A 12,181-nucleotide genomic window follows, 5' to 3' on the forward strand; every position below is an offset into this window, starting at 1 on the left:
AATTAAAGAGAAGTTACCTCAATTAATTTATTTCTGTAAGCGGTTAATAATTTGGATTTTGAGATAAATCCAACATATTTTTTGTCTTTTACTACAGGTAAATTCCAAGCGTCACTTTCCTTGAATTTTTGCATGACTATTTCAGCAGAATCATTGTAAAAAATGATTTCAGGAGCAGCTTTCATAATGGTTTGAACATCCACTTTGTCATACATTTCAGTATCAAACATGATGGGCCTGATGTCATCTAGCAACACAATACCCAAAAATTCTTGTTCTTTATCAATCACAGGAAAAATATTTCTATTCGAATTTGCGACTGCCTTTTTCAGCATCTTGCCTAACATCATTTGTGGGTGTACTGGAATAAAATTGGTTTCAATCAATTTGTCAATTTGCAACATCATCAAGACATTTTTGTCTTTGTCATGTGTAATTAATTCGCCTTTTTTTGCCAATTCAACTGTGTAAATTGAATTCGCCACAAAGTATTTTGTAAACGCAAATGAAATGGCTGCAACCAACATCAATGGCACAAAAAGTTCATAACCACCTGTAATTTCGGCAATTAAAAAAATAGCAGTTAAAGGTGCATGCAGCACTCCAGCCATCAAACCTGTCATACCAATTAAGGTAAAATTACTTTCGGAAACATTGCCTCCAAGAACATTGATCATCTTTGCAAACGCATTTCCTAAAGCACTTCCCATAAACAATGTTGGGATAAAAATTCCTCCAACACCACCTGCTGAAAAAGTAATTGTCATGGCAATTGCTTTGAAAAAAGCAACAATTAATAGAAAAATAATAATCATCCAAGCATTTGAAAAATCAATATTATAGGGCAAATCTTTCAAAGCTTCTATGGAATTTCCATTCAATAAATTATTGATTAATCCATAACCTTCTCCATATAAAGGCGGAATAAGATACAGCATCATTCCAATTAAAAATCCACCAAAAATGAGTTTATGAACCGGTTTTTTAATTCGTTTGAAAAAATTGGTAATTCTGAAATAAATTTTAGAAAAATATACGGATGCAATTCCTGTTCCTAATCCCAATAAAACATAATAAAAAATGTCTCTTACAGCAAAATCATCAATCAGTTTAAACCCAAGTAAAGCGTCTTTTTCAAAGAAAAAATAAGACGTAATGACGGCAGAAACTGAAGCTAATAAAAGTGGCACTAAAGAGGCAAAAGCCAAATCTAAACTGAAGATTTCAATTGCAAAGATAATCGCTGCAACAGGCGCTTTAAACATGGATGACATGGCTCCAGCTGTTGCGCAACCAATTAATAAAATTCGAGTTTTGGCATTCATGTGAAACAATTGCGCCACTGTTGAACCCAAAGCAGCACCTGTACTCACTGCAGGGCCTTGCAAACCAGCAGAACCACCAAAACCAACAGTGATTGGCGCTGTAATTAAAGAAGCATAGATTTTATAACTATCGATAATTCCTTGGCGTTTTGAAACTGCGTGCAAAGTCGTGGAAATTCCATGACCAATGTCTTTTTTAATGATTTTGATTTTGATGTAATACACCAAAACCAATCCAATTATCGGAAAAATAAAATAGAGTGAATGATGAAAATCCTTGATAAATTTCCCTTCTAAAACACTTTCAAAAAAGAAGGTTAAGTTTTTTAAAACAGCGGTTCCCAAACCCGCTAAAAAGCCAACTAGAATACTCAAAGCATACACAAACTGACGTTCGGAAATATATTTATATCTCCAAATTAAAATCTGTTTGAAAAAGCTTTTTTTTGCTGGCATTTGCTATTTTTCAATAAAAATAGGTAAAGTTTTAAAATAATTCCAATAAAAAATCCCGCAAAAAGCGGGAGTTATATTTTATGCTTGAATGTCTAATTTGATGTTCAATTCCTTCAGTTGAGCATCATCAATAAAAGCAGGCGCATCAATCATTACGTCTCTTCCTGAGTTGTTTTTTGGAAACGCAATAAAATCACGAATCGTTTCTTGACCACCCAAAATAGCAACCAATCTGTCCAATCCAAAAGCCAAACCTCCATGAGGTGGTGCTCCATATTCAAAAGCATCCATTAAAAATCCGAATTGCGCTTTGGCATCTTCATCCGAAAAACCTAAATGACGTAACATAGTTGCTTGTGTTTGTTTGTCATGAATTCTGATAGAGCCACCCCCAATTTCATTTCCATTCAATACCAAATCATACGCATTTGCTTTCACTGCTCCAGGATTTGAATCTAACATTTCTAATTGTCCCGGTTTTGGTGACGTAAATGGGTGATGCATCGCATGATAATGTCCTGTTTCTTCATCCAATTCTAACAATGGAAAATCAATGACCCAAAGTGGTGCAAATTCAGTTGGTTTTCTCAATCCCAAACGAGTTGCCAATTCCATTCTCAAGGCAGATAATTGCGCACGAACTTTATTGGTTTCGCCAGATAAAACACAGATTAAATCTCCTGCTTTTGCGCCAGTGATTTTTGCCCAATTTGCCAAATCTGTTTCATCATAAAATTTATCAACAGACGATTTGAACGTTCCATCTTCGTTTACACGACAATATACCATTCCAAGAGCGCCAATTTGAGGTCTTTTTACCCAATCAATCAAGGCATCAATTTCTTTTCTGGTGTATGAATTTCCTCCAGGAACAGCAATTCCCACAACCAATTCAGCATTGTTAAAAACTGGAAAATCTTTGTGTTTGGCAACTTCATTCAATTCGCCAAATTGCATTCCAAAACGAATATCTGGCTTGTCATTTCCATACAAACGCATGGCATCATCATAGAACATTCTTGGAAACTTTTCGATGTCAATTCCATGAATTTCTTTCAACAAATGTCTCGTCATTCCTTCAAAAACAGCCAAAATATCTTCTTGTTCCACAAATGCCATTTCGCAGTCAATTTGTGTAAATTCAGGTTGTCTGTCAGCACGTAAATCTTCGTCTCTAAAACATTTAACAATCTGAAAATATTTATCCATTCCACCAACCATTAACAATTGTTTGAACGTTTGCGGACTTTGAGGCAAAGCATAAAATTGACCTTTATTCATTCGTGATGGCACTACAAAATCACGAGCTCCTTCAGGAGTTGATTTGATTAAATAAGGTGTTTCTATTTCAATAAATCCTTGATTTGACAAGAATTTTCGAACTTCCATGGTTACTTTGTGGCGAAAAATCAAATTCTCTTTTACAGGATTTCTACGAATATCCAAATAGCGATATTTCATTCTGATATCTTCACCACCATCAGTTTGATCTTCAATCGTAAAAGGAGGCAATTTTGCAGGGTTTAAAATCTCCAATTTGGTAACTAAAACTTCAATTTCGCCTGTTGGCATTTTGTCATTTTTTGACTCGCGCTCAATCACAGTTCCTGTAACTTGAATCACAAATTCTCTTCCTAAAGATTTTGCTTTTTCCATCATCACTTTTGGAGTGCGTTCTTCATCAAAAATAAGTTGGGTAATGCCATATCTGTCTCGCAAATCAACCCAAATCATAAAACCTTTGTCTCTTGATTTTTGAACCCAACCAGCCAAAATAACTTCTTTATTGATGTGAGATGCTCTTAATTCTCCGCAAGAATGACTTCTATACATTTTTTCTAAATTTAAGGTGCAAAATTAAACATTTTATCCATTAAAATCTTTGTAAGTTTGTATTTATGAGCGCAATTAATTTCAATTTGTTTTCGTTCAATTTTTTTTTTAAAATGATTTTAAAATGAGTAAAATATATTTAGTGCCAACGCCAATTGGCAATCTTGAAGACATGACTTTGCGTGCTATTAGAATCTTGAAAGAAGTCGATTTTATTTTGGCAGAAGACACTCGCACAAGTGGAAAATTGTTAAAACACTTCGAAATTTTGACTCAAATGCACAGTCATCACATGCACAATGAACACAAATCAATTGAGGGAATTATCAAGCGTTTGCAAGCAGGAGAAACTTGCGCTTTGATTTCTGATGCAGGAACTCCAGCCATTTCTGATCCAGGTTTTTTATTGACAAGAGCTTGCATTGAAAACAATATTGAGGTAGAATGTTTGCCAGGAGCAACCGCTTTTGTTCCAGCTTTGGTAAACTCAGGATTGCCCAATGATAAATTTGTTTTTGAAGGATTTTTGCCTGTAAAAAAAGGCCGTCAAACACGATTATTGCTTTTATCTGAAGAAAAAAGAACACTAATTTTTTATGAATCGCCTCACAAAATCTTAAAAACATTGGCTGATTTTGTGACTTATTTTGGTAAAGAAAGACAACTTTCAGTTTCAAGAGAATTGACTAAAATGTTCGAAGAAACCAAAAGAGGTACTGTAAAAGAAGTGCTTGAATATTATACCAAAAAACCTGCAAAAGGAGAAATTGTGATTGTAGTTGAAGGGAAAAAATAATATAAAAATGCTACATTTTTTAATCAAAAAAATACAAAACAAATATAAGCTCCAAATTGTTAAAATGATTAATATTGCTGTTTGAAAAAAACTCTTTAATTCATTTAAAAAATGGACTTAAAATCTTTAAAATTCGGCCTTTTAAGTATGTTGTTTTTACTTATAAGCAGCTCATTTACAGCGCAAAATAAAAAAATAAGAGTATTGTTTGTAGGAAATAGTTTTACCTATTATAACAATTTACCTCAAGTAGTTGCTGCCATGGCAAAGTCGCAAGATATTATCATTGAAACCAAACACTCTACAGTTGGTGGTTCTAGTTTAGAAAATCACTGGAAAAGTGAAAGAGGCACACAAACTCGTATCATGATTGAATTGGAAAAATGGGATTATATTGTTTTTAATAATCATAGTTTAAGTGCTATTAATAACGCTCAAAATTTTATTGATTACGGAAAAAAATTTGCTGAATTAACAAGATCAAAAGGAGCTGAACCTATTTTTATGATGACTTGGGCTTACAAGTCAAATCCATTGATGTTGCCAGAAATTGAAAAAATGTATAAAACTTTATGCGAACAAACCAAAACTGATTACATTCCTGGTGGGCCACTTTTTGCAAGTTCTATCAATTATAGACCAGATTTAGAATTATTTCATGATAATATTCATCCTTCACCAAATGGAACTTATTTGTTAGGATTGGCTTTTTTTAAATATTTCACTGGAAAAAATGTAAATCCAATCCCAACAAATATCACCACTTTAGATACGAACGGACAATTACTGTATCTTATTTTCATGAATGATTTGGATGCCTATTTTCTACGTCAATTGGTAAATGAGTTTTCATTTAAAACCTTAACGTTAAAAACGGAACAAGTTATCACTCCCAAAAAATGAGAATTGACGAATTTAAATCGAAGTTAACTTCTTCACCAAACTCCATTTTGTTTTCTGAAACAATGCAGGTAATTGATGAAAATTACACATTTTTACCAACTGCATTTTTTAACGGAGAAATCAACAATAAAGAAGGCGAAAATTCAGGTTCTTGCAAATTATTTGCTTTTGCTATTCATCAAAAATTCACAAAACAAGAAACGCTTTTTTGTTTTGGAGAACACTACAAAAACGTTTTGGAATATTCAACTGGAATATCACACCAAAATATTCGAAACTTTATGAAAACTGGTTTTGAAGGATTGAACTTTGAAAAAGAAGCGTTGCAATTAAAATAAGTTTATTTATCTAATCAAACTAAAATTTCCAGATTTTTCAATCGTATTTCCATTGATATCAGTTAACAGTACTCGAAACCAATAACTATTGGATGGTAGTTTTTTTCCTTGATAATCGCCATTCCAACCTTGAGAATTTGGTTCAATCTGATAAATAAGTTTCCCAAATCTGTCAAAAATAGCAATTTTTGACATCGTATAAAAAGCAGCATCAAAACCATTGATGGTCCAAAAATCATTTTCTCCATCACCATTTGGTGTGAAAAATTTTGGATATGCTAAAATGGAAAATCGAAATGAAGCTACTCCACAACCTAATTTGTCTCTTACAAACAAAGTGTGAATTCCAGGTGATAAATTTTGAAAAAAACCAACATCAGTATAATTACCAAATTCATTATCAATAGCAAATTCGTAATCGCCAATTCCTAGATTTGGATTTGCAACTTGAATAGAATTATTAGTTGAATCATCTGTAATGATCACATCGTCTTTGGAAATTGTTGCAATTTCAGATTTTGTCACTACAATTTGTTTTTCATCAGAAATACAACCTGCTTCAGAAATAGCAGAAACATAATAATTTCCTTCGGAAGTAACTGTTATCGAAGAGGAAATTTCAGTGAAAGTACTACTGTCATTTCTCCAAATATAGGTGTAATTTCCTTGCGGATTTCGAGTTTCTAATGTTATTGAACCAACATCTTGGCACAAAACATAACCGTTTTCAGAAACATCAAAATCAGGAATGGTATCATCCAAAATTGCATGTATTGGAGTTCTTGATGCAGTTTCACAATTATCACGATTTGCACTTACATAATAGGTTGCAGAACTTGTTAAAACAGGAGTTTCAAAAGAATTTCCAACAAAAATTGGCGTTAAACTTGTCAAAGAATCATACCAAAAAACGTCACCTTCAGAGGCTGTTGCAGATAAAATTGCCCTTCCTGAACAAATCAAATCATCTGTTGTTGAGGTAATAGAAGGTCTTGGATTTACGGTTACTATAATTGCGGTTCTTGGCAAGGTTGTACAATTATTTAAAGATGCTGTTGCATAAAAAACTCGCGTATTTGTCAAAAATGGAGTTGTAAAATTAGTCCCATTTCCAATTGGATTTCCTCCTGTTGGCGCATCAAACCAAAGAATTTCTCCATCACTTGCTGTTGCAGAAATGATAGCAATTCCTGATTCACAGATTGTTGCATCAACAGTTGAAAGAATTTGAGGTATAAAAATTCGTGTCGTTGCTTGAATATTTGTAGGATTGTCTCCTGGCATTCCTCCATATTCTACAATGTAACCCTGAGGATGATACAATGTTCCTGGAGGGTCTCCTATATTTGGCAAATCATTCCATGCACCTGGAATTCCCACAGATGGATCAGTAATGTGAGCATAATCTTCATTATTATTTGTATCATTAGGCTCGCCATTATTCCATTTTGAATACCCAATTCCTGTTCCATTTACTTGACCTAACCAAAAAACGGTTCCAGCTTCAGGTCCTGTAACCCATTTCCATTCGCCTTCATTTTCAGCATCATTTGCCCCAATCCAACCTGCTCCAGAAGTTTGTTCTCCAGCAAAATTGGCTTCAATTTCTGAAGTTAACGTTGCTAAATAGCCTTTTCTTCCAAAATAAGTACTGTTTTCTGCAGCTATTTTAGCCTGATTCCAAGTAATTCCTACGTTAGAAATAAACTTGTAAAAATGATCTGTTTCAGGCAAATAATTTGCATCTCCAATGGTCAAAGAAAACTTTTTCTCGAGAAAAATAGCAGGCGCAGTTGTTGTAAAAACAACATCTTTTACAGCATTTTCTAAGTCCGCTAAAAACATTTGCGAACCAGTTCCTCTAGAAATTAAAGTTAATTTTCCTTCAGATGGATTCCATACTGGAAGAATATTGGGATGTAGAGCTACATCAAATTGTAATGTATCAAATCCTTGTTGATATCCTTCAGAAATTTGAATATAAAATGCTGCAATTGTAGTACTTGTTGGGTCTAAAATGCTAAAATCTGTAACAATATTAATGGGACTTCCTGCGCAAAACGCTTGATTTCCAGTGGCTGAAATGGATGCTTGACCAAAGCTAGAGAGAATCGAAAATATCGATAGAAATAGATAACTTATTTTTTTAAGACAGATTGTTTTTTGCATTTTAAAGTCGAACTTGTAGTCGTTTTAGTACTTTTGTAAAAAAGCACAAGTTACTACTTCAAATTTTAAAAAAAATACAAATTATGGTTAAAAATACTGTTTCAACTGTTTGGACTCAAAAATCGCAATTTGAAACCGATAATCCAAGTGGATATAAGTTCACAATGTTTGATAAATCTCAAGATAATGGAGACGTAGTTGGTTTTGCTCCAAAAGCGTTAATGCTCTCATCTTTAGCAGGCTGCTCTGGCTTAGATGTGGTTTCTTTGTTAGCAAAAATGCGTGCTGAAGTCGCTGATTTCAGAATTGAAGTTACTGGCGAATTGACTGACGAACATCCAAAATATTATAAAAAAGTGCGCGTTGAGTATCATTTTACAGACAGCAATTTGCAACCCGAAAAAATTCAGAAAGCCGTTAATTTATCTGTTACAACTTACTGTGGAGTCATGGAAATGTTTCGGAAATTTGCTGAAATAGAAGTCGAAATATTTTTACACAATCAATAAAAACTCAATTGCTATGAGATGGACTGTAAAGCCAAAACCACCCAAAGAAAAAGTAAAAAAACTCGCTAAAGAACTGCAAATTGAAGAAACTTTAGCCAGTATTTTGTGTCAACGAAATATCGAAACTTTTGAAGAAGCTAAGAAATTTTTCAGACCTAGTTTAGATGACATTCATGATCCTTTTTTAATGAAAGACATGGATAAAGCCCTTGAAAGAATTGAAAAAGCCATTGAAAACAATGAAAATATTCTTATTTACGGAGATTATGATGTGGATGGAACTACTGCTGTTTCGCTAGTTTCTGCCTATTTAAAAACAATTTACTCAAATATCGCAACCTATATTCCTGACAGATATCATGAAGGTTATGGAATTTCTTATGCAGGAATTGACTTTGCAAACGACAATGATTTTTCGCTGATAATTGCTTTAGATTGTGGTATCAAAGCCATTGAAAAAGTAGCCTATGCAACAGAAAGAAACATCGATTTTATCATTTGTGACCACCACAAACCAGGTGCTGAAATTCCAAAAGCTGTGGCTGTTTTAAACCCGAAAAGAGTAGATTGCAAGTATCCTTTTGATGAATTGTGTGGTTGTGGTGTGGGTTTTAAATTGATTCAAGCTTTAGGAACAAATAGAGGTCAAACCATTACCGATTTTATTCCTTATTTAGATTTAGTGGCGACTGCAATTGCTGCTGATATTGTTCCAATTACTGGGGAAAATAGAATTTTGGCGCACTTTGGATTGCAAGTAATCAATTCTCATCCAAGAAATGGAATCAAAGCGTTGATTCATCAAATCAAGAAAAAAGAATTGACAATTACGGATGTTGTTTTTATCATCGCGCCAAGAATTAATGCTGCAGGGAGAATCAAACACGGCAATTATGCAGTAGAATTGTTAACAGAAATGGACTTTGATTCCGCCGTAGAATTTGCAAAAGCGATTGAAGTTTTTAACGCTGACAGAAAAGAGTTGGATAAAAAAATTACTGCTGAAGCGCTCAATCAAATCATTGAAAACGAAGAAGAAAACCGATTTTCAACAGTTGTTTATCAAGAAGATTGGCACAAAGGAGTGATTGGAATTGTGGCTTCAAGACTCACAGAAACCTATTACAGACCCACATTGGTTTTTACAAAAAGTGGTGACAAATTAGCAGCATCTGCACGTTCTGTAAAAGATTTTGATGTATATGAAGCCTTGGAAGAATGCACTGAATATATTGAACAATTTGGCGGACATAAATATGCTGCTGGCTTGACCTTATTGCCAGAAAACTATGAAAATTTCAAACAGAAATTTGAAGAAGTTGTTTCAAAAACCATTGATAAAGAACTCTTGATTCCAGAAATTTTGATGGATGCTGAAATTGATTTTTCTGAAATTTCACCTAAATTTTTCAGAATTATTCAACAAATGGCACCTTTTGGACCCCAAAATATGAAACCTGTTTTCAAAACAACTGGTGTTAGAGACAATGGTTATGGAAAACAAGTTGGTTCAGATTGCACACATTTAAAACTGAATTTGTTTCAAGGTGACAATCAGAAAACCTATAATGCGATTGGATTTGGTTTGGGGAATAAAATTGAACTTGTGGAAGATGAATTTGACATTGTGTATTCTTTGGAGGAAAATGAATGGAATGGGTTTACTTCTGTGCAGTTGGTTTTGAGGGATTTGAGGTAAGTTTCTTATTTGACTTATTTTATTTTCTATAACCAGCTGTTTATCAGTATTTTGTAAAGTAATTTTACTAAAAATAAAAATAGAGTCAACTAATTGACCTTATATGTTTATATTTGTTCACAGAAACATTAAAATAAATTTAAAATGAGTTTATTAAGAGCTTTTTCTAAAGAGCAAATAATTAATAAAATTAATTTTGAAAATCCTTGGTGGAAGACAAATAAAATTGATGAATACTATTCCTCAATGAAAAAAAGACTTTATTTTGACTTATTTTCTCAATTAGTTTATGAAAAAAAAATAAAAAGAGCAATTGTTTTAATGGGGCCTAGAAGAGTAGGTAAAACTGTTATGCTTTTTCATTTAGTACAAGATTTAATTAATAACAATATTCCCGCAAAAAGTATTTGCTATTTATCAATTGAAAATCCTATATATAATGGTCTAACTTTAGAAGAAATGTTACTTCATTTTTTAGAGCATACAAATCAAGAGCCCTCAAGTGAATTATATATAATATTTGATGAAATACAATATTTAAAAAACTGGGAAGTACATTTAAAAATTTTAGTTGACTCATATCATAAGATTAAATTTATAGTTTCTGGTTCTGCAGCAGCTGCTCTTAAACTCAAAAGTATTGAATCTGGAGCTGGTAGATTTACTGATTTTATGCTTCCCCCTTTAACGTTTTACGAATATATCGATTTAAAAAATTTATCTCATTTAATATCTCAAAAAATTAAAAAATGGAAAGGTATTTCTGCAAATTATTATCATACTAATAATATGGATGAGTTTAATAAACACTTTGTAGACTATATAAATTTTGGAGGGTATCCAGAAGTTTCTTTATCTAAAGAAATTCAATTAGATCCTGGAAGATATATAAGAAATGATATTGTTGATAAAGTCTTATTAAGAGATTTACCTAGTCTTTATGGAATTAACGATGTTCAAGAACTAAACTCTTTATTTACAACAATAGCCTATAATACTGGAAATGAATTTACATATGAAGAACTATCAAAAAACTCTGGAATTGTAAAAAATACATTAAAAAAATATATTGAATATTTAGAGGCTGCATTTTTAATAAGAGTTATTAATAAAATAGATCAAAGTGCAAAAAAATTTAAAAGAGCTACATCATTTAAAATTTATTTAACGAACCCTTCTTTAAGAAGCGCTTTGTTTTCTCCTTTAAAAGAAGATGATGACTTTATTGGAAATATGGTTGAGACAGCAATTTTCTCACAATGGGGTCACAACACAAGTTTTAAACCATATTATGCGAGATGGAAAAATGGAGAGGTTGATATAGTAAGTTTGTCTGCTGAAAAGCAAAAGCCATTATGGGCGGTTGAAATAAAATGGAGTAACAGATATGTAAAAAGCATACAAAAACTTTCAAACTTAAAATCATTTTGTAATCAAAATAATCTCGACAGAACATTAATAACGACTAAAGATATTGAAGAAATTATAGAAAGCGATGGTTTAATTTATGATTTTACCCCAAGCAGCTTATATTGTTATACTGTTGGCAGAAATGCAATAGAGAGAAGACTAAATAAGTCAATGGCAATTTCTCACTAAGTAATTAAAACTAAACATGCTGATCAATCAAAACAACATTTCCATCTGGGTCTAAAATCAAAAAACTAGCTGGACCAGAACTGTTTTCATCAGCTTCAGTTTCTAATTTTATTCCTTCTTTTTTCAGCTGTTTTTGAATGGTTCTTATATCATCAAAATCATCCAAATTGTTGGCACTTTCATCCCAACCAGGATTAAATGTCAAAATATTATTTTCAAACATTCCTTGAAATAATCCAACAAGAGCATTCCCGTTTTTCATGATTAAATACCCTTTTTCTATTTGATCTGCAAATACCATAAACCCTAATTTTTCATAAAACTCTTTAGATTTGTGAATGTCTTTTACAGCTAAACTGATTGAAAATGCGCCTAATTTCATGAGGTTGTTATTTGAAAATTAATGAGTTAAAAATATGTAAGCTTCCCTTAAATTCGATCCATTCAAAAATAGAATTTTTATTCATTTAATCTGTATTCAATTGGTGATTTATTTTTAAGTGATTTATGTGGTCTATTGTAATTGTAATCGTTTATCCACTCTTGACTTATAT

General features: G+C 32.4%; 11 protein-coding genes. 6 read left to right on the plus strand and 5 right to left on the minus strand.

Annotated features, from left to right (window positions below; all coding sequences use genetic code 11):
* Window positions 1–2: 2 nt before the first annotated feature.
* Together IU405_RS02275 and aspS are read right to left on the minus strand one after the other, a co-directional pair.
* Window positions 3–1,781, minus strand: a complete 1,779-nt coding sequence (locus IU405_RS02275; RefSeq protein ID WP_197436992.1) for a chloride channel protein — start codon at window positions 1,779–1,781, stop codon at window positions 3–5.
* Window positions 1,782–1,859: 78 nt separating this feature from the next.
* Entirely contained in the window at window positions 1,860–3,614 is a 1,755-nt protein-coding gene (gene aspS / locus IU405_RS02280) for an aspartate--tRNA ligase (protein WP_197436993.1), read from the minus strand.
* Window positions 3,615–3,738: 124 nt separating this feature from the next.
* Here aspS and rsmI point away from each other — a divergent pair, with 124 nt between their 5' ends.
* The 3 genes from rsmI (at window position 3,739) to IU405_RS02295 (ending at window position 5,651) form a co-directional block, all read left to right on the plus strand.
* Window positions 3,739–4,410 carry a 16S rRNA (cytidine(1402)-2'-O)-methyltransferase gene (gene rsmI, locus IU405_RS02285; RefSeq protein ID WP_197436994.1) on the plus strand — a complete coding sequence of 224 codons (672 nt, stop codon included), beginning with the start codon at window positions 3,739–3,741 and terminating at the stop codon, window positions 4,408–4,410.
* Between the two features lie 111 nt (window positions 4,411–4,521).
* A complete protein-coding gene (locus tag IU405_RS02290; RefSeq protein WP_197436995.1) occupies window positions 4,522–5,313 on the plus strand; it encodes a hypothetical protein in 792 nt (263 codons plus the stop codon).
* The gene (locus IU405_RS02295; RefSeq protein WP_197436996.1) at window positions 5,310–5,651 is read left to right on the plus strand and encodes a HopJ type III effector protein; all 342 of its coding nucleotides are present in this window, start codon (window positions 5,310–5,312) and stop codon (window positions 5,649–5,651) included. The genes IU405_RS02290 and IU405_RS02295 overlap by 4 nt, the downstream gene beginning before the upstream one ends.
* 6 nt (window positions 5,652–5,657) lie before the next feature.
* Here IU405_RS02295 and IU405_RS02300 read toward each other — a convergent pair whose 3' ends face one another.
* Complete coding sequence (locus IU405_RS02300; protein WP_197436997.1) at window positions 5,658–7,820, minus strand: T9SS type B sorting domain-containing protein; 2,163 nt, start codon at window positions 7,818–7,820, stop codon at window positions 5,658–5,660.
* An 83-nt stretch (window positions 7,821–7,903) separates the two neighbouring features.
* Here IU405_RS02300 and IU405_RS02305 point away from each other — a divergent pair, with 83 nt between their 5' ends.
* The 3 genes from IU405_RS02305 to IU405_RS02315 all read left to right on the plus strand — a co-directional run bounded on the left by IU405_RS02305 (window position 7,904) and on the right by IU405_RS02315 (window position 11,627).
* Window positions 7,904–8,329, plus strand: coding sequence for an OsmC family protein (locus tag IU405_RS02305; RefSeq protein WP_197436998.1), 426 nt, complete (start codon window positions 7,904–7,906; stop codon window positions 8,327–8,329).
* Window positions 8,330–8,342: 13 nt separating this feature from the next.
* Window positions 8,343–10,028, plus strand: a complete 1,686-nt coding sequence (gene recJ / locus IU405_RS02310) for a single-stranded-DNA-specific exonuclease RecJ (protein WP_197436999.1) — start codon at window positions 8,343–8,345, stop codon at window positions 10,026–10,028.
* 144 nt (window positions 10,029–10,172) lie between these two features.
* Window positions 10,173–11,627 (plus strand): ATP-binding protein, encoded by a 1,455-nt coding sequence (locus IU405_RS02315; protein WP_197437000.1) that lies wholly within the window; start codon window positions 10,173–10,175, stop codon window positions 11,625–11,627.
* A 10-nt stretch (window positions 11,628–11,637) separates the two neighbouring features.
* Here the strand turns inward: IU405_RS02315 and IU405_RS02320 are convergent, their stop codons facing one another.
* Window positions 11,638–12,009 carry a VOC family protein gene (locus tag IU405_RS02320; protein WP_197437001.1) on the minus strand — a complete coding sequence of 124 codons (372 nt, stop codon included), beginning with the start codon at window positions 12,007–12,009 and terminating at the stop codon, window positions 11,638–11,640.
* Between the two features lie 77 nt (window positions 12,010–12,086).
* Complete coding sequence (locus IU405_RS15880) at window positions 12,087–12,179, minus strand: integrase core domain-containing protein (protein WP_410896734.1); 93 nt, start codon at window positions 12,177–12,179, stop codon at window positions 12,087–12,089.
* Between the last annotated feature and the right edge of the window lie 2 nt (window positions 12,180–12,181).

Origin of the sequence: Polaribacter sp. BAL334, assembly GCF_015767435.1 — a bacterium.
Classification (GTDB): Bacteria; Bacteroidota; Bacteroidia; order Flavobacteriales; family Flavobacteriaceae; genus Polaribacter.